Source organism: Sphingomonas ginsenosidimutans, from assembly GCF_002374835.1.
GTDB lineage: Bacteria > Pseudomonadota > Alphaproteobacteria > Sphingomonadales > Sphingomonadaceae > Sphingomonas > Sphingomonas ginsenosidimutans.
This window is the reverse complement of sequence record NZ_NWVD01000009.1, coordinates 1-21,448: the sequence shown is the minus strand read 5'-3', so window position 1 is coordinate 21,448 and position 21,448 is coordinate 1. Positions and strand designations below refer to the sequence as shown.

The window sequence follows — 21,448 nt, the reverse complement described above, 5'->3', positions numbered from 1 at the left end:
GCGCTTTACGGAAGGGGGAAACAGCGCGCAATGATGCGTTGAACGAGGAGGAAGCGCATGGCCGGAGAAGCCGAAAACCGCGCAGCATTCGAGGTGCAGGCGCAATATTGCGACGCGATGGCCGCGCCGATCACCGCACGGATCAGCCGCGCGCTGGGTAAAACGCTCGACCGGACAACGAAAACGGGCGTTCGCGTGCTCGACTGGAAGGGCGAACCGGTGGCGGATGCGGTGGTTCTGCGGCTGATCGGCGGGGTCCATGCGCTGTTCCGGCGCGGTGGCGACGACGATCTGGCGCGGTTGTTCGCGCCCGATGCGTTGGATTCGGCGCGGACGGACGCGGTCATCGCGCGCATCGTGGCACGATATGACGCGGATTTGCTGCCGTGGCTCGACGGACCGCCGCAGACCAACGAGGCGGCGCGCTCCGCCGGGCTGATGACGGGGCTGCTCCACGTCGCCGCCACGATGGGTCCGCGGATCGAGGTGATCGAGATCGGATCGAGCGCGGGGCTGAACCTGCTGATCGGGCGGATGCGCTTCGACCTGGGCGGGGTGATGGCCGGGCCGGCGGATTCGCCGCTGAAGATCCGCCCCGAGTGGCGCGGCCCGCCGCCGCCGGCGGTGCCGGTCGCGGTCACGCGCGCGCGGGGCGTGGACATCGCGCCGGTCGATATCGCCGATCCGCGCGCGGCGGAGCGACTGGAGGCCTATGTCTGGGCCGATGCCGCCGAGCGACAGGCGCGGCTGGCGACCGCGATCGCGATGGTGCGTGCGGGCGGTGTCGACCTGGTGCAGGGCGATGCGCCCGACTGGGTCGAGGCGCGGCTGGTCGAGCCGCAGGACGCCGGGGTGACACGCGTTCTGATGCATTCGGTGGTGTGGCAATATCTGCCCGCGGCCGGGCGCGACCGCATCCGCGCGGCGATGGCCGCGGCAGGCGCGCGGGCGACCGCCGAGCGCCCGCTGGCGTGGGTGATGATGGAGCCGAACCGCGACCTCCACCGGCATGAGGTGCGCGTGCAATGCTGGCCATCCGACGCGGCGATGCAGCTGGTCGCGCTGACCCATGCGCATGGCGCGTGGGTGGAGGGATTGGCACCGCCGTATGAGACGCGCGATTATGTGATGCGACGCGGGGCGTATGAGTGAGGGCGCGGGGCGGGCGTCTTGAACGGTGCGTCGAGACGCGGCGGCGCGCGCTTACGGCCGGTACAGTCGCCGGCCACGCGCGTCGCCCCGGCGCAGGCTGGGGCCTTTCGGTGACCGGGTGGGGCGGGGGCAGGAGCGGTGGGAGATCCCGGCCTTCGCCGGGATGACGTGCGCGGCGGGGGATGACGTGTGTGGCGGGACGACCATCGGGGCGGGGTGGCTCGGGCTACCCCGCCCCGATCGTGTCACCGCCCCAGCAGGACGCGCGCCTGGCCGGCGATCTGGGCGAGCATCGCGGCGTTGGGGGCGGCGGCGTTGCGGGCGCGGTCGATGACGGCGCGGAACTGGCCGATGCGCGCGGTATTGGCGGCCAGCCAGCGGTCGACCAGCTCCTGCGGATCGGTCTTCCCGCCGCGGTGCAGGAAGTCGAGCCGCAGCTGCTGGAAATCGCGCGCCAGCCCGGCGATCAGCAGGCGTTCCCACGGATCGCTGGAGGTGATGCGCATCGCCGCGCCCTGCGCCCAGTCCAGCCCCAGTGCCTGACCCAGCCGGGTGAAGGCCTGCGCCAGCTTGGTTTCGTCCACCTTCGTGCGATGGCCGAGGTCCGCCAGCCCGATCGCGCCGTCCAGCTGAAACAACCGCACGACGCGCGCGGTGAGGTCCGCCGGCGCGCCGGCCTGTTCGAGCATGTCGGCGATGCGGCGGCTGTGGGCGCGCGCCTCGTCCATCAGCAGTTCGTCGGCGGCGGCGTCGAGCCGCGCCACCCCCTTCGACAGGCGATCCAGCGCGTCGGAGGGCGCGGTGCCCGAGATGGTGGCGCGCAACAGGTCGGCGATGTGCGAGCGCACCGCGACCGCGACCTGATCGAACAGCGCCAGCCGCCCGCTTTCGGGCATCGCGGCGGTTTCGATCGCCTGCCACAGCGCGGCAAGGCCGAACTGGCGTTCGACGACGACGAACATCGCGGCGATATCCGCCAGCGCGGCGCCTTCCTCCTCCGCCAGTTCGAACGGGTGGAGGATGCCGATCCGGTTGACGATGCGGTTGGCCAGCTTCGTCGCGACGATCTCGCCGCGCAGCCGGTGGTCGTCGATCGCCTTGGCGAAGCGCTCGCGCATCGCGGTGGGGAAGGCGGCATGCAGGTCGGGGAGCAGCGCGGGGTCGCTGCCCAGCGGCGAGCGTTCCAGTTCGTCCTGCAACGCCAGCTTCGCGGTCGCCAGCAGCACCGCCAGTTCGGGGCGGGTCAGCCCGCGACCGTCGCCGACGCGGCGCAACAGGTCGACGTTGCTGCCCAGCCCCTCGACCCGGCGGTCGAGCCGGCCGGCATCCTCGAACACCTCGATCAGGCGGACGTAGCTGGGCAGCCCCTGCGCGCCGTCGCGCTCGGCGATCGACAGCGCCAGCGTCTGGAGCCGGTTATCCTCCAGCACCAGATGCGCGACATCGTCGGTCATGCTGCCGAGCAGCGCGTTGCGATCCTCGAACGCGAGGCGCCCTTCGATCATCTCGCGGTTGAGCGCGATCTTGATGTTGACCTCATTGTCCGAACAATCGACGCCGGCCGAATTGTCGATGAAGTCGGTGTTGATCCGGCCCCCGGCGGCGGCGAAGGCGATGCGCGCCGCCTGGGTGACGCCGAGGTTCGCGCCCTCGCCGATGGCGACCGCGCGCAGATCCTCGGCATCGACGCGCAGGCGGTCGTTGGCGGGATCGCCGACGGTGGCGTTGTTTTCCGCCGCCGCCTTCACATAGGTGCCGATGCCGCCGAACCAGATCAGGTCGACCGGGCTTTTGAGGATCGCGGCGATCAGCTGCGTCGGTTCCAGCGCCTCGGCCTGGATGTCGAGCGCGGCCCTGATCTCCGGCGAGAGCGGGATCGACTTCATGTCGCGCGCGAACACCCCGCCGCCGGGCGAGATCAGCGAGCGATCGTAATCGAGCCAGCTGGAGCGCGGCAGCGCGAACAGCCGCGCGCGCTCGTCCCAGCTGGTCGCCGCATCGGGCGCGGGATCGAGGAAGATGTGGCGGTGGTCGAACGCGGCGACCAGCCTGATCGCCTTCGACAGCAGCATCCCGTTGCCGAACACGTCGCCCGACATGTCGCCGCAGCCGACGACGCGGATCGGCTGGGTCTGCACATCCACCCCGCGTTCGGCGAAGTGGCGCTGGACCGACACCCACGCGCCCTTGGCGGTGATGCCCATCGCCTTGTGGTCATAGCCCTGCGACCCGCCCGAGGCGAAGGCGTCGCCCAGCCAGAAGCCGCGTTCGAGCGCGATCGCGTTGGCGACGTCGGAGAAGGTCGCGGTGCCCTTGTCCGCGGCGACGACGAAATAGGGATCCTCGCCGTCGTGGATCGCGACGCCGTCCGGGTGCACCACCTTGCCGCCGACGATATTGTCGGTGATCGACAGCAGCGTGCGGATGAAGATGCGATACGCCTCCGTCCCCTCCGCCAGCCAGGCGTCGCGGTTCGACGGGCTGGGCAGCTGCTTGGCATAGAAGCCGCCCTTCGCGCCGGTGGGGACGATGACCGCGTTCTTCACCCGCTGCGCCTTCATCAGGCCCAGGATCTCGGTACGGAAATCGTCCCGCCGGTCCGACCAGCGCAGGCCGCCGCGCGCGACCGGGCCGGCGCGCAGGTGGATGCCCTCCACGCGCGGCGAATAGACCCAGATCTCGCGCCACGGCAGCGGGGCGGGCAGGCCGGGAATCTTCGCGCTGTCCAGCTTGAACGCCAGCGCCTCCGCGGCGGCGGGGGTGAAGGCATTGGTGCGCAGCGTCGCGTCGATCACCGCGCGGAAGGCGCGCAGGATGCGATCGTCGTCGATCCCGGTGATCGCATCCAGCCCGGCGGCGATCGCGGCGTCCGCGGCATCCGCATCGCCTGTGGCGGCGGGATCGTGGCGCGCGGTGAAGCGGTCGACCAGCGCCTGCGTCACCGCCGGGTTGCGCGCCAGCGTGTCGACGACATTGGCGATGCCGTAGCTCATCCCCGCCTGCCGGAGGTAGCGGAACCACGCGCGGAACAGCACCACCGCCGACGGGGCCAGCCCCGCGTCCAGCATCAGGCGGTTGAACAGGTCGTCCTCGGCACGGCCCTCCAGCACCTGCGCGATCGCCTCGCGCAGCGTGTCGGCGGCGGCGAGCACGGCGGGAATGTCCGCCGCGGTTTCCAGCGTGAAATCGTGGATCGAGGAGCGTTCCTCGTCGCTGAGCGATGTCGGCACCTCCTCGATCACGCGGAAGCCGAAATGCTCCAGCGCGGGGACCGCATCGGACAGCGCGAGCGCGCCGCCCTGGCGATACACCTTGAGGTGGAGCATCCCGTCGCCGCCGCTGGTGAAGCGCACCTCGCGGTCGGCATCGCCCTCCAGCTGCGCGATCGAGACGATGTCGCGCGCCGCCTCGTCCGCGGTGGCGCCGGTGCGGTAGCGCGCCGGGAAGGCGGCGGCGTGGCGCAGCGCGAGCCGCGCGGCGCGCGCCGGCCCGACCTCGTCCGCCAGCGCCGCCTCGATCGAGGGCGCCCAGCCGCGCACCATCTTCTCCAGCTGGTCGTCGAGCGTGGTGGCGTCCGGCAGGCGGCCGGGGCCGCGCAGGTCGATCGTGTAGCGGACCAGCGCGATGCGCCCGTCGTCGACGCTGGTCGCCCAGTTGAGCAGCTGGCCGTTGGCGGCCTCCGCCAGCATCTGCGCGATGGCGGTGCGGCGCGCGGTGGTCAGCTCGTCACGCGGCAGCCACACGAAGGCATAGAGGTGCCGGCCGAGCGGGGAGGGGGTGAGCACCAGCTTGGGGCGCGGGCGGTCGGCCAGGCTCATCGCGGTGAGCGCCAGCTCCTCCATCGCCGCGGCGCCGACCGCGACCATCACGTCATGCGGCAGCGTGGCGATGGCATGGGTCAGCGCCTTGCCGGTGTGGCCGGTCGGGTCGAAGCCGAACTTCTGCTCGCTCGCCGCCAGCCGCTGGCGCAGCACCGGCACGCTGCGCGGCGGCGCGTTGAGCGCGGCAGACGTCCACAGTCCGGCGTGGATCGACAGGCCCGTCACCGTGCCCCCGGTCAGCACCGGCACCACCACCAGGTCCAGCGGCACGCGGCGGTGGACGGGGGAGATCAGGCTCGACTTCAGCAGCAGCGGCGCGGCATTGCCCGCGACGAAATAATCGATCGCCAGCCGGCGCGAGCGGTCGGCCAGGATCGGCACCGCATGGTCGTGGCGCATGATCCCCAGCGGCGTTTCCGCATCGGCATGGCCGTCGACATGCCAGCGTTCGTGGCCCAGCAGCGTGAAATGCCGGTCCAGGAACCAGCGCAGCAGGCTGGCCCCCTCCGCATCGCCGCCGGTGTCGTCGAGCATCCCGGCATCGGCGGCCAGCCGCGCCTGCATCGCGCGCCAGTCGGCCACCGCGACGCGCACGTCCGCCAGCAGCCGCTCGATCTCCTCGGTCAGCGCGCGGCGGTCCTTGGCGTCGACGCGCTCCAGCTCGATGTAGATCATCGATTCGTGCGCGCCGCCGTCGTCCTCGATCCCCGTCAGCCGGCCGGCGGCGTCGCGGGTGACGCGGATCACCGGGTGGATGACGCGATCGACCGCAATGTCGCGGTCGCCGATCGCCGCGGCGACCGAATCGACCAGGAAGGGCATGTCGTCGTTGACGATCGCCAGCCGCATCCGCCGCCGCGTGCCGTCGCCTGGCAACGCCTCCAGCGCGATCGCGGGGGTGCCGGGCGCGCGCTCGGCGGCGGTCTGCGCCAGGAATTCGGCTGCCTCCGCCTGCTGGTCCTCGCCGAAGCCGATCAGCTCGCCGGGCAGGGCGCGATGGGTGAGCCGCTCCGCCAGCGCGCGCGACAGTATCTTGAGAGACTTTTCGACCATGAAGCGGGCTATGCGCCCGCCGCGCTACCGGCTCAAGGCTTGCTGCACCGCAATATTACATCGCGTCAGCCGAGCCGGCGCAGCACCCGGTCGGCCAGCTTCGCATCGTCCGCGATCGTGCCGACCACCGCGATGCCGCCCGCGGTGACGCGGCCCAGCAGCACGACGGGCGCGCCGTCCTCCAGCCCGCAATCGATCGCGACCTCGGCCAGCGTCGCGCGCTCCGCCAGCGGCGCGGCGGGCTGGCGCGGGGCGGGGGCGGGGCGGCGCGCGGCGCGTTCGTCGGCGACAATGCCCTTGATCCCGCCCTCGGCCGCTTCCAGCACGCGCGCCAGCCCGCCTTCGGGCACGCCGATCCGCTGGGCATAGGAAAGCACGGTCGCGACCTCGGTCAGCCGCGTCTTGTCGTGATCGGCGCCGAACACCAGCTTGGCGATGGCGGTCATCGGCGCGCGCGGCTGTGCCTTGATCCCGGCATCTTCCAGCATCGCGGCCAGCCGCTCGCCGTCCTGCGCGGCGGCGAGCGCGAAATCGTGCGCGCGGCCCAGCGCCCGGTACAAGGCGGCATGGCTGCGCGTCGCGGCGGCGCGCGCGGAGGCGGCGCTGTCGCGCGCGGCGGCCAGCCGGTCGTCGAGCGAATCGGTCGCCTCGCCTTCGTCCTGCGTTCCCGCGCTCGGCCCGTCGGCCCAGGCGCGCGACGGCGCGGGCACCGGGTCGTGGCGCGGCCCGCGCACCGCGGCGGCCAGTTCGGCATCCAGCGCGGCCTGATCGTCGGCGGCGATCATCTCGCGCCAGTTGATGACGCCGTAGATGAAGTCGATCGTTTCCGCATCCGAGGAAAAGGGCATCAGGATGCCGCGGTACAGTGTCGTGTGCCCGCGCGCGCCGATGAACTCCGCCTCGAACCCGATCGGCGCGCGATTGGCGATGATCTGCAGATAATGGTCGGTCAGCCGCGACAGCAGCGAGCGCGCGGGCACGTCGCTGATCCGCGCCAGCGGCCCGTCGACCCCGCATTCGTCGCGCAGCGCCTTGCCGATGAACTGGATCGAGGGATTGTCGAGCCCGCCGCTGAAATCGAGCAGCACGCTGTTCGGCCCGAAATCGGCGATGCTCTCCGGCTCCAGATCCGCGATCGCGGGATAGGGCCGGTCGCGCAGCAGCGACACCCAATGGTTGTAGGCGCGCACGTGCATGCGGCGCTCGTCGCCGCCGATCGCCAGCTCCGCCTCGCCCACCCCGCCATGGGTCGGCTCGCCATCGTCGTGGCGGGGATCGTCATAGCCGCGCGCGGTGTCCATCGTCGTCGTCCCGGTGGAGGGCATCCGATTGCCCTGTCCAGACCGACATGTGCACCGCGCATAGTAAACGCGGCGTAAAGGCGCACGACGCTTGCCAGCCTCCCGATCACCTGTTAAGCGCGCCCTCCACGACGCCCCCGGGCGGTTCGTTGGCCGCTTTAGCTCAGCTGGTAGAGCACATCATTCGTAATGATGGGGTCACAGGTTCGAGTCCTGTAAGCGGCACCATTCCCGGTCTAACGATGGGCACCGTCCCTTCCAGACGCGGGACACGATTGGTGACGCCGGTTCCAGTGCAGCCTTCGAGCCTGAGATTCTAATTTCGCCTTTCCAGACGGTGACCTCCGACACCAGCATTCGCAGATAGGCCGCGCGTAGGGCCGGATGTCGTCGCGCTGTCTCTCCGACAAAAACTTGCCGAACCGTGCGACGGTGTTCGCGGCGATCCGCCGCGATCCACGAGCACGTTGTGTCTCTAGCGTATCTATCCGTGCCGCCGCGGCAGCAAGGGCAGACCGGTTTTCGCGCATTCGCGCGCGAACGCGGCGCCCGCACAGGCCGCGGTGATCCCCCGAAGATGGCGGCGGGAGAATTTCAGGTGCGTGGATGCACGTCCGGCCCATCGCGTTCCGCGCTCGATGGTCAGGCTTTGGGCAGGGCAAACGCCAGGGTGTAGTCGCCGTAGCGCGTGCCGAGAGCGCCGTGGCCGCCGGCCGTGATAACGACATACTGCCGCCCGTCGCGTCCGCGATAGGTCATCGGCGTCGCCTGAGCGCCGGCGGGCAGGCGGGCCTTCCACACGACCTCGCCTGTGTTGAGGTCGAAGGCGCGCAGATACTGATCCGTGGTGGCGCCGATGAAGGCCAGCCCACCCGCGGTGATGATCGACCCGCCCAGGTTGGGCACGCCGGTCTTGATCGGCACGCCCAGATGCGAGCCGAACAACCCGGTGTCGCGCGCGGTGCCCAGCACCTTCTTCCACAGCACGCGGCGGGTCCCCAGATCGACCGCGGTCAGATGTCCCCAAGGAGGCGCGACGCACGGCGCGCCGAAGATCCCAACCCACGCCTTGACCACCGCGACATACGGGGTGTTGTATTGCGTCTGGAGTTGGGCCTGCATGGCATTCTCGCCGCCCTTCTTCTGCTTCATCATGGGTGCGACGCGGGGGTCGTCGCGGCGCATCAGCCACAGCTTGAACGGCATCTCCATCGTGTTGACCGTCATCACGCCGCGTACGGGATCGACCGCGGCGCCACCCCAGTCGGTGACGCCATCGAAGGCCGGGTGGCCGATGATCGGCTTCAGCCCCATCGGCTGGTAGATGCCGGTCCCCTGCGCACGCCGGATGTCGATGCGGCAGAACAATTGGTCGATCGGCGTCGCGCCCCAGGTGGCGACTTCGGTCGGCGCGGCTGGGGTGAAGCTCGGCATCCCGGTCGAGAAGGGCTGCGTCGGCGACACGCGTACGCCGGGTGTGGCGCCGTCGGTACGAACTGGCCGTTCCGCGATCGCGGCGATCGGAGCACCGGTCAGACGGTTCAAGAAGAACACCTGCCCCATCTTTGTCGTCTGGATGAGCGCGGGGATCATCCGACCATTGGGCGCGCGATAGTCGAACAATGACGGACCGATCGGCAGGTCCATGTCCCACATGTCGCGATGGACCAATTGCCTCGTCCAGCGCAGCTTGCCGGTTGCGATCTCGAGTGCGACGATCGACGACCCGAAGCGATCGTCGAACGGCCGGCGATAGCCGATCCAATAATCGGGCGAGGCGTTTCCCGTCCCAAGATAGACGAGGCCGTTCGCCGCATCCGCGGTGATCGCGCCCCAAACGTTGGGCGTGCCGCGCGTATAGGTCTGGCCCGCCGGCAGCGGCTTGATCGCATCCGGCGAGCGGCCCACGTCCCACGCCCAGACCGGCGCGCCCGAGATGGGATCATAGGCTCGCACGACGCCAGACGGGATGTCGCGGTTGACGTTGTCGATGATGCGTTCGCCGATGATGAGGCGGTTGTTGACGACCACCGGCGGGGTCGTGCCGATCTGGTCCGAAGGCTTGGACGTGCCCATGTTCGCGCGCAGGTTGATCGCGCCGCCGTTGGCAAAGCTGGGGCACGGCCGCCCCGTGTCGGCATCCAGCGCCACCAGACGCGCATTGAAGGTCGGCGCGAAGATGCGCCGCGGACACGGCGTGCCGGACGGCGCCTCGAAATAAGTGACGCCTCTGCAGACCAGGTAATTGTTACCTTGGACCGGCGCTTCTTCGTGCCAGCTCCACTTGGTGCGGCCGGTCGTCGCGTCGATCGCCTGAACGAAAGAATGCGGTGTGCAGGTATAGAGCGTGTCGCCGATGTGGATGGGCGTCGCTTCCGAGTGATATTCGCGCTTGTGTTCCTTCGTCTCGGCCGCAACCGGCAGATCGCCGGTCCGCTGCGTCCAGGCAAGCTCCAGCCGGCCGACGTTCTGCGGGGTGATGTCGGCTAGAGCGGAATAGCGGCGCCCCGCCAAGGTGCCGCCATAGTCGCGCCAGTCCGCATCCGCCTCTCCGGTCGGAGCGGCGGGCAGTGTGGCGGCGCCAGGCGCTTTCTGCGCCGTGACCGCGTCTCCGTGGAGGAAGAGGCCGCCGATACCGAGCGCGACGATCGCCACCGCGACGGCGGGCGCAGCACGGGTATGTGAGCGCCAGGACCGCGATCGCCAGCCGGTCAGCAGCACGAGCACCAGCAGCACGGTCGGCGCGACCAGGCGCGGCACAAGCTGCAGGCCGTCGAGACCAACCTCCCACAGCGACCAAATAAGGGTGCCGACCCAGATCGCGACGAACAGCCAGCGCCCCAGCGGATTGCGGCGACCGATCAACGCCCCGCTCGCGATCATCGCGAGCCCGGCAATGACGTAATAGGGCGAACCGCCGATCAATGCGAGCACGCCGCCCGCCACCGTGAAGAAGCCGCCGAGAATGGCGACGAACCAAGCCAGGCCCCGGACCAACAACCGTTTCATCACCCGTTCTCCCGGCGCCTACGGCTGCTCAACGCCAACCGCGCCAGAAAGTCGCCTGAGTGGCCACGAACCGGCAATCATCATTCGACTGCGCATCAAGACGACCCATGAAGCGACATTCGGCGGTTGGCCGTTGCTGCCGAGAACCCACCGTTCGTTCATCTCAGCGAGGGGTGAAGCGCTTCAACCCCGCTGTCGTCACCAGGGCACCGTTGCCCCGTGACGATCGATGAAGCGCAAGCCGGCAGTCCCCAGCTGCGCGAGGAGGGTGTCGACCAGTTCGGGAATGGCGTCTTCGACATTGAGAGGCGCCTTGTCGCCGCCGAGATCGGTCCTGATCCAGCCCGGCGCCATTAGCACCAGCGCGCGCCGCGTCTCCGCGTGGCGAGCGGCATAGCTGCGCATATATTGGTTCAAGGCCGCCTTGCTGCCGCGGTAAACCTCGTGACCGCCCTTCTCGTTGTTGGCGATGCTGCCCTGGCCCGACGACATGACGCCGATCAGTCCGTCTTCGCGAACCACATCCTGCAGCCCCTCAACGGTTCGCATCACGCCGAGCGCATTGGTCACCATCACGCGAACGAACTCCTCGGTCGAGGTTTCCGCGATGGTTTCGTCTTGGTTGCTGTTGGCGGTGCCGGCGTTGACAAACAGCATGTCGACGCTCGTGCCGAATAGGCGGCCACGAAGTGCAGCGATCTGCGCCAGGTCGGTGATGTCCAGGTGCTCGATGCGGACTTGGTCGCCATGACGCTGGGCGAGATCGTCGAGAGTGGTCGGCCCATTGCCACGAACGGTGCCGATTACATGCCAGCCCTTCTCAACGAACGCCACCGCCATCGCCTCGCCCAGACCGCGGGAAGCGCCGATGAGGAGAAGCGTGCGCCGGCTTGCGATATTCGTGTCTGTCATCGGTCAAGCTCCTATCGGCAAAGATCGGCAAAGGTTCGGGCGAACTCGGCCCCGCCATCGTCCAGCGCCCCGAGGCGGGCGGTTCGCGCGTAGGCGAAGCGTCGGAATGCCTGTCCGGGGGAAGCCTGCACCTGTCCGCACAGGGTCTGCGCGAAGGGCGTCACGTCACGCACACGCGCGTCCTTGGTTAGGGCGAGTGCTCGGAGGACGGCGTCGCGCTCGGGTCCAGCCCAGTCGGGGTCCGGATCGACCGCGGGGGTCGTCGACCGGACCTGTTCGTGCGACGGCGCCGTCAACTCCCGGCCTGCCGTCACGACGCGGACCGCGTTTTGCGAGGGCTCCAGAGACGGCGAGCGCTCGAGCCTTGACGGACCGAGCAGCACGGCAGCCGCGAGCATGCCGACAACACAAGGAACGACCCACGCTGCTCGACCCATGATCTTTCCGCGACTCAGGGCCGGCGACGCACGTTGCTGAGCACACCCAGCCATCCGGGCGCGTTCGTCGCCAGCTCACCGTCCTCGGCAAAGGCGGCCGGACCGTCTTCGACGCCTTGCAGCTTCCACATGAACCAGGCGGTCGGATAGCCGAGCAGGGGGTAGACGCCCAGGTTGCAGGAAGCCGGAACGCCGCCGCTCGCGCAGTCCGGACTGCCCTCGATCTCGGTGTGGCCGCCGAGCGCGATCATGCCCATCACCTTGTCCACGCCATTGGCGGTCGGCAGATAATAGCCAACATTGGTCGGCAAGCTGGAGACCACGTCGAGATCGCCGCCAACGTAGAAGATCGAGCCGCTTGTCACCTTTGGCAGCGCACCAAGATCGATCGTGCAATCCGCGACGACGCACACGGCGCGCAACGGCGTCGCGATCGGTACGTAGGTTTTGAAGAGCAAGGAATTGCGCGAGAACAGCCGGGCCGCAGTCGCCGCGCCCTGCGAATGGCCCGCCAGCCCGATCTTCCCGGCATCGACCTTGCCGTAGAAGACGGAGGACGGGTTCCGGGACAGATCAAGCAGATGGTTGGTCGCATCGATGACGGTGTCGCCTTGCCCGGTGGATCCATCGCGGGAGCGAATGACGATGAAGCCCCAACTGGCCAGGTGTCGAAGGAAATAGGCGTTCTTTGGGTCGGCACCTGTTCGGCCGTACCATTCGCGAAGACCACCACCGGATGGCGGAAGCCGCTCGTCATCCCCGTCAACGGATTCGAACCGAGAGGGGTCGGATACCAGATGTCGCAGACGTTGTTCTCCCGGTCGCACGCGCTGGTCGAGACGGTCGTGGTGGTGCCCCAAGGACCCTCGGCGGCGTAGCGTCGCTCGATCGGCCCGCTTGCGCGATAGGATGCGGCCGCCGCCGGCGGCACCGATGACCACAGCGCCGCCAATGCCAGGATCGCCCATCGCATCGCTCCGTCTCCTTCGTGTGTGTTGTGCCTATTTCGTCAGCCAGCCATGCGCGCCGAGCCAGCCGAGCAGCGCCGCGTTCCAGCCGGCGCTGGTGGTTCCCGGCTTGCCGTCGAAGCCGAAGCCATGGCCGCCGCGCTCGTACACGTGCAGTTCGACCGCGCCTCCGGCACGGCGCCAGCTTTCGGGAAGGCCATAGCCTTGCTTGCCGAACAGCTCGTCGTCGCTCGCCACGGCCACAAACAGAGGAGGCGCCCCCGCCGGCACCGGCGTCGGCGCCATGGCCGGATAGATGGCCGCGAACAGGTCGGGTGTGGTGCCCGGCGCGGCGGCCTTCACCAAATCGATGCCCATGATCGCGCCTGCGGAGAAGCCCATGTACGCCACGCGTCGCGGATCGACGCCCCATCGCGTCGTCTGCGCGCGCACCAGCCGCATCGCCGCCTGGGCGTCCGCCAGCGCCGCGGGCGGAGCCGCCACGCTCGCGCCGCCCTTTGCCCCTGCCGCCGCCGCGGCGGCGAAGCGGGCGAGTGCCGCCTGCTTGAATGCCTCCATCGGGGCGGGAGTCGGATCGAGCCGGTATTTGAGGACGAAGGCGGCGATGCCATGATCCGCCAGCCATCGCGCCGGCTTCATCGCCTCGGCCTCCATCGATTCCATCACGAACCCGCCGCCCGCCGCGATCACCACCGCTGCGCCCGTTGCATTCGCCTTGTCGGGCAGGACCGGCAGCAGCGTGGCGGTGGCCACGTTGCGCACGGTCGGGCGTCCGGCGAGGGTGAACCAGCTTTCAGGCGGCATCTCGGCCACGCCGCCGGTGCCCAGCGGGATCGCGCCGGCCTGGGGCGGGGCAGCCATGGGCGCGACCGGGATCGACTGCGCCGTGGCGGCGGCTGGAACCGCCAGCGCCCAGGTGGCGAGGATGGATCGTATCGACGTCATCGGGAACGCCCTTTTTCCTGGGTTCAGCGCCATTGCCGCGCCGGCAAGGTGATGGTGACGGTTGGTCCCAGATCTGTTGCCGACCGACCGAGGGCGAAGCCATAGCGCCCGGCAGGCATGGTCCAGCGTCCATCCCTGCTCTGTGCCACGACGCGGGGCTCGATCGGGATCGTCGCCGTTGCCGTCGCGCCGGGCTCGACCGCCAGCTTGGCGAAGCCCGCGAGCCGGCGCGTCGCGCCGGCCGGCGTCGAGACAAGGTAGAGCTGCACTACCTCGCTGCCGGCGCGCGCACCGGCGTTGCGGACCGTCACGCTGGCGCGCGGCTGTGCGCCGCCTGCGATCCTGACCGGGCCGTGATCGAAGCGGGTATAGCTGAGGCCGAAGCCGAAAGGGAACAAGGGCGTCAGCGACTTGCGCGCGAACCAGCGATAGCCGACGTCGGCGCCCTCGATGTCATAGTCGATCGGGTAGCTCTTGCCCGCCGCCAGACCGGCAGCAAATTCGCGGTCGATCATGCCGGCATAGGGCAGCGCGGGGCGCGGCAATTGGTCGACCGCAGCCGGAAAGGTGACCGGCAGCCGGCCGGACGGATTGACGTCGCCGAACAGCGTCGCCGCGATCGCATCGCCGCCGCGAACACCGCCGTACCACGCTTCCAGCACGGCGCCGGTGCGGTCGAGCCATGGCATCAGGACCGGCCCGCCCGTCTCAAGCACGACGATGGACTTCGGGTTGGCGGCGGCGACCGCCGCGATCAGCGTATCCTGGCCACCGGGCAGCGACAGGTCGGGGACATCCGACCCTTCGGCCATCCATTGCGTCGCGAATACGATGGCGACGTCGGCCGCCTTCGCCTGCGCCGCCGCCTCGGCAGGGTAGCGGCCATCGACGAACGTGACCTTCGCTTTCGGCGCCAGCGCCCGGATCGCGGCCAGCGGCGCGGTGCCGTGATAGGTTTGGTTGTTGTACTTGGCGAGCAGGCCTTCGCCGCCCATCGGCAGCGACACCGACGGTCCGCCCTCCGGTTGGACCTGGGTCGAGCCGCCGCCGGACAGAACGCCAGCGTCGGCATAGCCGCCGATCACCACGATCGAGCGCACGTCCTTCGACAGTGGCAACAAGCCGCCGCGATTGCGCAGCAGCACGATGCCTTGGTCCGCGACAGCGCGCGCAACCGCCCCGTTGACGGCGAAATCGATCGGCGCCTTGACCGGGGGGTATGCATCAAGCCCGACCGCAAAGATCGAGCGCAGAATGCGCCGATTCATGTCCGCCAGCCGCGTAGCGTAAGCAGGGTCGCGCGCGGCGGCGTCGGCCAGCGGCTTGGCGAAGAAGATCTGCTTGTCGATCTGTGCGCCCGATTGTTGGTCCAGGCCCGCCAATGCGAATTCGACCGCGTCGACCGCGCCCCAGTCCGACATGACGAAACCGGAGTATCGCCAATCGGCCTTGAGCACGCGATTGAGCAGATAGTCGCTGCCGCAGGCGGGCGCGCCGTTGACCCGATTGTAGGCGCACATGACCGATCCGGGCTGGCCCCGCTCAATCGCCAGTTCGAACGCGAGCAGGTCGCTCATGCGGAACGCATCGTCGGCGATCCGCCCATCCACCGCGTGCCGTCCGGTCTCCTGCGCGTTGAGCGCGAAATGCTTCACCGTCGACATGACGTGCTGCGACTGGGTGCCTTCGATCGCCGCACCCCCGAGCAGCCCGGAATGCAGCGGGTCCTCGCCGAAATATTCGAAGGTGCGGCCGTTGCGGGGGTCGCGCATCAGGTTGATCCCGCCGCCAAGCAAGACGTTAAACCCCTTGGCGCGCGCCTCGCTGGCAATAAGCGCGCCACCGCGGCGGATCAGATCGAGATTCCAGGTTGATCCCATCGCCGTCGCGGACGGCATCGCGGTCGCGCCGTCGTTCCGCAGATTGGCGATATAGGAGACGCCGAGGCTGGCATCCGTTTCGCGCAGCGCAGGAACTCCGAGCCGCGGGATGCCTGCGATATAGCCCGCACCCAGCACGGCGTCCGACGGGATGCGAATCTTGGGGATGAGCGGGATCGCCCACAGTCCGTGGGTTAGCACCGTCCGCTCCTCCGGGCGCATGCGACGCTCGATCTCGTCGGCCCTGACGTCGGCCGAGGCGGCATCACCGGCGCCTGCGCGCAACGGCGTCGCTGGCCGCTGCTGCGCGACCGCCGCGCCCGCGCACAGCGCAAGGCCGCCCGCCAGCAATATCGATCCCAAGTCCCCTCGCGGCATCACCCCTCCCGGCTGCATACTTTTTACGTGCGTGCTTGACAGTATGTTTTCTACAGACGATGCTTGTTGTCAAGCGGCAGGGACCGCGCGACGGAGAGGGGATTGACGATCATGCGGGCAGTGGCAGCGTTCTTCGGCTCGAGTTTGCTGGCGTTGGCGAGCACCGCCCATGCGCAGACGACAACGCCCTCTTCCACAGCGGATAGCGAAGCGATGCCCGCCGATACCGGCTCCGCGCCGGACGGTGACATCGTGGTCACGGCGCAGCGCCGCACCGAATATCTGCGCGACGTGCCCATCGCTATCACCGTGGTGAACGGGCAATCGATCCGCGAGACCGGCGCCACCCAGCTCGCCGACATCACGCAACGCGCGCCCAGCCTCAATTTCACGGCCACGCCCGGCGTGCCCAACTTTGCGATCCGCGGCGTCGGGACCAATTCCTTCGACTATGGCATCGAGTCGGCGGTCGGCATCGCGGTCGACGACGTCAACATCACCCTGCCCCGCTACGTACCGCTGAATTCGCTCGCGGACGTCGAGCGCGTCGAGGTGCTGCGTGGGCCGCAGGGCCTGTTGTTCGGCAAGAACACCACCGCCGGCCTGATCTCCATCGCCACCGCCAAGCCGGAATTGGGCGCGTTCGGCAGCAGCGGGCGCGTCCAGGCGGGTAGCCGGGACCAGGTGCAGGCGCAGGCGGTCGTCAATCTTCCGCTTGGCATGAACGCGGCGATGCGCATCAGCGGCGGCTATCAATATCAGAAGACGTCGACCCAGTTGGTCGGTCCCGGACGCCTCGACCCGGTGCGACGCTATTTCGGCAGCGCCAAGCTGCTGTGGGAACCGACCGACCGGCTCTCGCTCTACGCCATCGTCGATTATCAGAACAATTCCGGCGTCGAGGCCTATTCGACCATCCGCAAGTTCGGCGGCAACGATCCGACGCCAATCCCCGCCGCCTTCCGTCCCTTCGCGCCGCCCGATTTCGTCGTCCTGCGCAACACCGCGCTGGGCGTCGTCGCCTCGCCGACCAACAACAGGACTGCGATCGGCAGTACCGACGTGCGGCGTGACGAACGCAGCCTCGGCGCGCAATTGTCGGCCAGCTACGACGCCGGACCGCTGACGGTCACCTCGGTCACCGCCTATCGCGACCTCAACGCGCGCGCCAACAACGACGTCGATCAGACCCCGGTCGCCTTCTTCGACACCAACATCGCCGCTTCGCAATCCTATCAGCTGTCGCAGGAGTTGCGCGTCTCAAACAACGGCAGCGGCTTCCTCGACTACACCGCCGGGCTCTACTTCTTCCGCCAGCATATCGATGCGCAGATCCTGCAGGCGGGAACGTTCGGCGTATTCCCCGCCTCCGCCGCCCTCCGCCTCTCGCCGATCAACGGCCAGTCGAACTTCGACTATGGCACCAAGAGCTACGCCGGCTTCGCGCAGCTTACCTTCAACCTGACCTCGTCGCTGCGCCTGATCGCCGGTGGCCGGTACACGCGCGACGAGATCGATTCGACCACCACGGTCACCGCAAAGCCGGGGGTGTGCAACCTCGTCACCTTCCTGTCGAGCGGGGGCCAGCGCTGTATCGGGACGTTGGCATCGCCGCTGGTCGCCAACCGCGACGCCGACGGCTTTTCCGCCCGCGCCGGGATCGAATATGCGCTCGCCCCGACCGCCAACCTCTACGCGACCTATACGCGCGGGTATAAGGGCCCTGCGGTCAGCTCGGCTGCCGGAATCGCCTTCGCGGTCGATCCGGAGACGGTCGACGCCTATGAGATCGGTGCCAAGCTCGACCTCGCCGATCGCCGCGTCAGCCTGAACATCGCCGGCTTTATCAATGATTTCCGCGACTTCCAGGCACAGGTATTCGATCCCACGCTCAATGGCGGCCTGGGCAGCTTCCGCACCGGCAACGCGAGCACATTGAAGACGCGCGGCGTCGAGGCGGAGGCGGTCGTCCGTCCGGCGCGCGGCTTCAGCCTGTCCGGCGGCATCACCTATCTCGACACCGAGTATGGCGACTATAACGTCGCCTGCTATTTCGGGCAGACCGCGGCGCAGGGCTGTTCCCTTCCCGGCCCCAGCTTCAACGCCGCGGGCTGGCCGCTCGTCGGCGCGTCGAAGTGGACGACCAGCCTCGCCGCGAACGTCGACCAGCCGATCGGTGGCGACCTGAAGGTCTTCGTCAACGCCGACTGGCGCTATCGCAGCCGCTTCTACTACGCGATCAACGATCCCAGCACGATCCAGGAGGGCTATTCGCTGGTCAACGCGACGGTCGGGATCGGCGACATCGGCGATCACGCGCGCGTCAGCATCTTCGTGCGCAACCTCTTCGACAAGCGTTACGCCGCCGCCATCTTCCCAGGCAACTTCTCGGTCGGTCAATACGTCCAGACATTGCCCGACAACGCCTTTCGTCGCATCGGCGGCGCCTTCGAGTGGCGCTTCTGACGCGCGCGGTGGCTTCTGGCTTGTCTGGGGGCGGCCGATCCGCCATCAGGACGCCAGGAGCAAAGATGGGCGCCACCAAAACGCCGCGACGGACCCAGGAACAGCGCACCGCGGAGACACGTACGGCCCTGTTCGGGGCCGCGGTGCGCGCGATCAGCCGGCTGGGGTACACGCGGGCGAGCAACGCCGAGATCGCCGACGAAGCGGGGGTCAGCCGCGGCGCGATCACGCACCACTTCGCGACGCGCGCCGCGTTCATCGCCGAGGTCGTGCGCTGGGTGTTCGAGCAGGAGGTCGTCGCTTATCGCGAGCTTCAACAGGAATGGGGCAGCGGCTCGCGCGTGTCCGACTGGCCACGCATTTCTTGGGAAGTTCTTTCGCGCCCCTCTGGCGTCGCCGTGCTGGAGATCTTCGTGGCCTCTCGCAGCGATCCCGAACTCGCCGCCCTGATCAAGCCGGTGCAGTCCGCGATCGAGCAGCTGGCGGCGACGGCCTTCCTCGATCGATTGGGCGCGACAACGCACGATACGACCGCGATCCGTCTCGTCGTCTGGGCGATGCGGGGTCTCTCGCTGGGACGCGAGTTCGTTGAAAAGCCCGAACAGATCCGCGATGCGGTCGATCTTCTGACCAATATCCTCGAGCGTGCGGCACCGAGCGGAACGGTGGAGGAGCTCGTCGACTTGCGTCCCGCTCAGAGCTGAGTGCTTCGAATGCCGGGCGCAGACGGTACGCCGGATCGCTCGTCAGGTTGTGAGGAGTCGGTATGTCGATACATGATGTCAAAGCGGTGGTCCGCCGCTTCAATGAAGACGTGATCGAGCGTGGTGATCGCGCCGCATTCGAAGAACTGATGGCGCCGGATTTCGTCAATCGCTCCGCACCGCCGGGCGCGCCGGCAGATGGCGAAAGCATGTGGAACACCTTCGCGAACGTTCTCCGCCCCGCAATCGCAGGCCTGATCGTCACGATCCACGACCAGATCGCCGAGGGCGACAAGGTGACAACCCGCAAGTCGATTTCGGGCACGCACGAAGGCTCGCTGCTCGGCGTCGAGGCGACGGGCAGGCCTATCCACATCGACGTGATAGACATCGTGCGGGTTGAGGAAGGCAGGTATGCGGAGCATTGGGGCGTCAACACGCTCTCGACGGTGATCGCGAACCTGAAGAGGGGCGATCCTTACAACGGCTGAAGGCAAACGTCATGGCCACTGGCAGCTTTTGACATCGCTACTGTGCGGCAAACCGCAGAATCTCGTACAAGCTGATTGGTCGCTTCACGGCTACCTCGACCCATTTCCAGTCGCTCATGTGCCCGGGCAGGCGCACCGAAACCGGTCGTTGGTTCATCTTATCGCGGATCGAGATCGCTGAGCATCGGCAGTCACGTGGCCTGTCGCGGCAGCCAGCCCCGCACGGAATTGTCGGCCCATCCGCGACGCTTGCATCGTAATCGGCCGGTCGAGCGCGCTTCGAGCCGTTGCCGTTAGGGGTTTGCGAATCCGCTCTCAGCGAACGCTGATGCGAGCGGACCTGAAGCATCGCTGACAGGCATCACCAGACGACGTCAGATCAAAGCGCACCTAACGATCAGCCGGTCCAAGGCACAGTCACCGCCACCGTGCGCGACGAGTGGCAGAAGGATCGCCAGCCAGGTCAGATGCGTCGGCCAAGCGTCTGGATAGACGAAAAGCTGGATGACCAGCGTCATTCCGATCAGTGCCAGCGCGGCGAATCGGGTGCCGAGGCCGAGGACCAGCAGGATCGGAAACAGATGCTCGGCACCTGTCGCCGCGATCGCGGCGACCTCCGGCGACACGATCGGCAGCGCATATTCGCTACGGAACAGCTCATAGGTGCCGTCGGTAATCGTCAGCAGGCCCTCGACCTTCGTTCGCCCTGACAGGAAGAAGATGGCGGCGATCGCCAGTCGCGCGATCAGCAGCAGCAACGCGTCCGGTAACACGCTTCGCAAGGCGGCCGAGCCGCTTCGATAGAGTTTGACGGCGTGCATGGTCGTCCCTCCAACAAGGAGAGGACCGGCACGCCGCAGCGCACCGGTCCCGTGCCGATCAGGCCTTGATCGGGGTCAGCGAACCTTTGCCCTTGGGCGTCTTGATCGCGGTGCAGGTGCCGGCCTTCACCAGCTTCCAGGCGTTGCCCTGATAATCGACCTTCGACGTGCCCGCGCAGCTCGTGCCTGCGCCGGCGGCGCAGTCGTTCTTGCCCGCGAGCGAGACGCCATAGCATTTCTCCATCGCCGGCTTCTGCTGCGCGTTGGCGGGAACCGCGAGCGATGCGGCGGCGATGGCGATGGTGGCGGCAAGTGCGGCGGGGGTGGCGTACATACAGGATCCTTTCGATGGGTCGCCTCGTCACGCGACCCGGCAGAGAGAAGCCGGGTCGCGCGGTGACGGGGAAGGAGGCGGGGCCCCACGTCACGCCGGGCTATTCGCGGCGACAGCCGCATCGGTTACAGCGGCTGCTGCGGGAAAGTTGGGCGCCCATCTGTAACCAAGCGGCCCGCTCGCCCGAACAAGGCGGCGAGGAGGACGGATGGGGACCACCGAAGCGGCATTGCGGGACCTGATGGTCGCGGGCCTGAGCGGCGATGCGGGGGCGCACGCCGCGCTGCTTCGCGCGCTCGTGCCCCTGCTTCGCGGCTTCTATCGCCGGCGCGTGCGCGGCGGCGACGACGATATCGAGGATCTGGTGCAGGAAACGCTGATGGCCGTTCATACCCGCCGGGCGACCTGGGATCCGGACCGCCCGTTCACCGCGTGGCTGTTCGCGATCGCGCGCTACAAGATGGTCGACCAGTTCCGCCGCCACGCGCGCCTGTCGCCAATCGAGGATGCGGCTGCGATCGCCGCAGCTGTCAATCGGCGTCCAAAAAGGACCCCCTATCGGCGTCCAAAAGGGACCCCGTTTGTCGAGCGGTGTGACGGGTATGGCGGGCGTGCCGTTCGCGCTGGTTGCGGCGTAGGGCGGGCGTAGCCCGACCGGAGGCGCAACCAGCGCGAAGCATCTTCTGCCGGTGGTCCCGCGCGTCAGCTGCGGTGCTTGAATCGCCAGCTGTCGTTGCCGGTCTCGACGATGTCGCAGTGGTGGGTAATGCGGTCGA

At 68.4% G+C, this 21,448-nt stretch carries 16 protein-coding genes and 1 tRNA gene; 6 read left to right on the top strand and 11 right to left on the bottom strand.

The genetic code is table 11. The features are described 5' to 3' along the window. Positions 1–57 precede the first annotated feature (57 nt). On the top strand, positions 58–1,152 hold the full coding sequence (locus tag COA17_RS15520) for a DUF2332 domain-containing protein (protein ID WP_096613701.1): 1,095 nt from the start codon (positions 58–60) through the stop codon (positions 1,150–1,152). Between the two features lie 245 nt (positions 1,153–1,397). Here the strand turns inward: COA17_RS15520 and COA17_RS15515 are convergent, their stop codons facing one another. After that, positions 1,398–6,026, bottom strand: a complete 4,629-nt coding sequence (locus COA17_RS15515; RefSeq protein WP_096613699.1) for an NAD-glutamate dehydrogenase — start codon at positions 6,024–6,026, stop codon at positions 1,398–1,400. A 65-nt stretch (positions 6,027–6,091) separates the two neighbouring features. Continuing rightward, positions 6,092–7,327 (bottom strand): PAS domain-containing protein, encoded by a 1,236-nt coding sequence (locus COA17_RS15510; protein WP_096613794.1) that lies wholly within the window; start codon positions 7,325–7,327, stop codon positions 6,092–6,094. A gap of 152 nt (positions 7,328–7,479) precedes the next feature. Between COA17_RS15510 and COA17_RS15505 the strand changes: the two genes are divergently transcribed. Continuing rightward, positions 7,480–7,555: transfer RNA gene (locus COA17_RS15505), tRNA-Thr, on the top strand. A gap of 414 nt (positions 7,556–7,969) precedes the next feature. Here COA17_RS15505 and COA17_RS15500 read toward each other — a convergent pair. The 6 genes from COA17_RS15500 to COA17_RS15475 all read right to left on the bottom strand — a co-directional run bounded on the left by COA17_RS15500 (position 7,970) and on the right by COA17_RS15475 (position 15,856). Then, positions 7,970–10,336: a membrane-bound PQQ-dependent dehydrogenase, glucose/quinate/shikimate family gene (locus tag COA17_RS15500; RefSeq protein WP_096613697.1), complete on the bottom strand. Its 2,367-nt coding sequence runs from the start codon at positions 10,334–10,336 to the stop codon at positions 7,970–7,972. 198 nt (positions 10,337–10,534) lie between these two features. Further along, entirely contained in the window at positions 10,535–11,248 is a 714-nt protein-coding gene (locus COA17_RS15495) for an SDR family NAD(P)-dependent oxidoreductase (protein ID WP_066487390.1), read from the bottom strand. 11 nt (positions 11,249–11,259) lie between these two features. Then, positions 11,260–11,646 carry a hypothetical protein gene (locus tag COA17_RS15490; RefSeq protein WP_066487388.1) on the bottom strand — a complete coding sequence of 129 codons (387 nt, stop codon included), beginning with the start codon at positions 11,644–11,646 and terminating at the stop codon, positions 11,260–11,262. Positions 11,647–11,699: 53 nt separating this feature from the next. Next, a complete protein-coding gene (locus tag COA17_RS15485; protein WP_141397117.1) occupies positions 11,700–12,653 on the bottom strand; it encodes an alpha/beta hydrolase family protein in 954 nt (317 codons plus the stop codon). Positions 12,654–12,686: 33 nt separating this feature from the next. Beyond that, a complete protein-coding gene (locus tag COA17_RS15480; RefSeq protein ID WP_176484938.1) occupies positions 12,687–13,598 on the bottom strand; it encodes an alpha/beta hydrolase in 912 nt (303 codons plus the stop codon). A gap of 23 nt (positions 13,599–13,621) precedes the next feature. Continuing rightward, positions 13,622–15,856 (bottom strand): beta-glucosidase, encoded by a 2,235-nt coding sequence (locus COA17_RS15475; protein WP_096613691.1) that lies wholly within the window; start codon positions 15,854–15,856, stop codon positions 13,622–13,624. Positions 15,857–16,069: 213 nt separating this feature from the next. On the opposite strand from COA17_RS15475, the gene COA17_RS15470 reads away from it, so the two are divergent. The 3 genes from COA17_RS15470 (at position 16,070) to COA17_RS15460 (ending at position 19,517) form a co-directional block, all read left to right on the top strand. Continuing rightward, a complete protein-coding gene (locus COA17_RS15470; RefSeq protein WP_176484937.1) occupies positions 16,070–18,322 on the top strand; it encodes a TonB-dependent receptor in 2,253 nt (750 codons plus the stop codon). Positions 18,323–18,387: 65 nt separating this feature from the next. After that, a complete protein-coding gene (locus COA17_RS15465; protein ID WP_096613687.1) occupies positions 18,388–19,026 on the top strand; it encodes a TetR/AcrR family transcriptional regulator in 639 nt (212 codons plus the stop codon). 62 nt (positions 19,027–19,088) lie between these two features. After that, positions 19,089–19,517, top strand: coding sequence for an ester cyclase (locus tag COA17_RS15460; protein WP_096613685.1), 429 nt, complete (start codon positions 19,089–19,091; stop codon positions 19,515–19,517). A gap of 374 nt (positions 19,518–19,891) precedes the next feature. Here the strand turns inward: COA17_RS15460 and COA17_RS15455 are convergent, their stop codons facing one another. Together COA17_RS15455 and COA17_RS15450 are read right to left on the bottom strand one after the other, a co-directional pair. Further along, a complete protein-coding gene (locus COA17_RS15455) occupies positions 19,892–20,338 on the bottom strand; it encodes a DoxX family protein (protein WP_096613683.1) in 447 nt (148 codons plus the stop codon). A 58-nt stretch (positions 20,339–20,396) separates the two neighbouring features. Further along, positions 20,397–20,672 (bottom strand): BufA1 family periplasmic bufferin-type metallophore, encoded by a 276-nt coding sequence (locus COA17_RS15450; protein ID WP_096613681.1) that lies wholly within the window; start codon positions 20,670–20,672, stop codon positions 20,397–20,399. A 208-nt stretch (positions 20,673–20,880) separates the two neighbouring features. Between COA17_RS15450 and COA17_RS15445 the strand changes: the two genes are divergently transcribed. After that, complete coding sequence (locus COA17_RS15445; RefSeq protein WP_096613679.1) at positions 20,881–21,321, top strand: sigma factor; 441 nt, start codon at positions 20,881–20,883, stop codon at positions 21,319–21,321. Between the two features lie 53 nt (positions 21,322–21,374). Here COA17_RS15445 and COA17_RS20175 read toward each other — a convergent pair. Then, positions 21,375–21,448: ATP-binding protein (locus COA17_RS20175; protein WP_217991017.1), on the bottom strand; the 74-nt coding region annotated here is incomplete at its 5' end.

What these genes read in the sequence shown, in the direction of transcription:
- COA17_RS15520 (WP_096613701.1), top strand. Translation starts at nt 58, where the DNA reads ATGGCCGGAGAAGCCGAAAACCGCGCAGCATTCGAGGTGCAGGCGCAA.
- COA17_RS15515 (WP_096613699.1), bottom strand. Translation starts at nt 6,026, where the DNA reads ATGGTCGAAAAGTCTCTCAAGATACTGTCGCGCGCGCTGGCGGAGCGG.
- COA17_RS15510 (WP_096613794.1), bottom strand. Translation starts at nt 7,327, where the DNA reads ATGGACACCGCGCGCGGCTATGACGATCCCCGCCACGACGATGGCGAG.
- COA17_RS15500 (WP_096613697.1), bottom strand. Translation starts at nt 10,336, where the DNA reads ATGAAACGGTTGTTGGTCCGGGGCCTGGCTTGGTTCGTCGCCATTCTC.
- COA17_RS15495 (WP_066487390.1), bottom strand. Translation starts at nt 11,248, where the DNA reads ATGACAGACACGAATATCGCAAGCCGGCGCACGCTTCTCCTCATCGGC.
- COA17_RS15490 (WP_066487388.1), bottom strand. Translation starts at nt 11,646, where the DNA reads ATGCTCGCGGCTGCCGTGCTGCTCGGTCCGTCAAGGCTCGAGCGCTCG.
- COA17_RS15485 (WP_141397117.1), bottom strand. Translation starts at nt 12,653, where the DNA reads ATGGGCGATCCTGGCATTGGCGGCGCTGTGGTCATCGGTGCCGCCGGC.
- COA17_RS15480 (WP_176484938.1), bottom strand. Translation starts at nt 13,598, where the DNA reads ATGACGTCGATACGATCCATCCTCGCCACCTGGGCGCTGGCGGTTCCA.
- COA17_RS15475 (WP_096613691.1), bottom strand. Translation starts at nt 15,856, where the DNA reads ATGCCGCGAGGGGACTTGGGATCGATATTGCTGGCGGGCGGCCTTGCG.
- COA17_RS15470 (WP_176484937.1), top strand. Translation starts at nt 16,070, where the DNA reads ATGCCCGCCGATACCGGCTCCGCGCCGGACGGTGACATCGTGGTCACG.
- COA17_RS15465 (WP_096613687.1), top strand. Translation starts at nt 18,388, where the DNA reads ATGGGCGCCACCAAAACGCCGCGACGGACCCAGGAACAGCGCACCGCG.
- COA17_RS15460 (WP_096613685.1), top strand. Translation starts at nt 19,089, where the DNA reads ATGTCGATACATGATGTCAAAGCGGTGGTCCGCCGCTTCAATGAAGAC.
- COA17_RS15455 (WP_096613683.1), bottom strand. Translation starts at nt 20,338, where the DNA reads ATGCACGCCGTCAAACTCTATCGAAGCGGCTCGGCCGCCTTGCGAAGC.
- COA17_RS15450 (WP_096613681.1), bottom strand. Translation starts at nt 20,672, where the DNA reads ATGTACGCCACCCCCGCCGCACTTGCCGCCACCATCGCCATCGCCGCC.
- COA17_RS15445 (WP_096613679.1), top strand. Translation starts at nt 20,881, where the DNA reads ATGGGGACCACCGAAGCGGCATTGCGGGACCTGATGGTCGCGGGCCTG.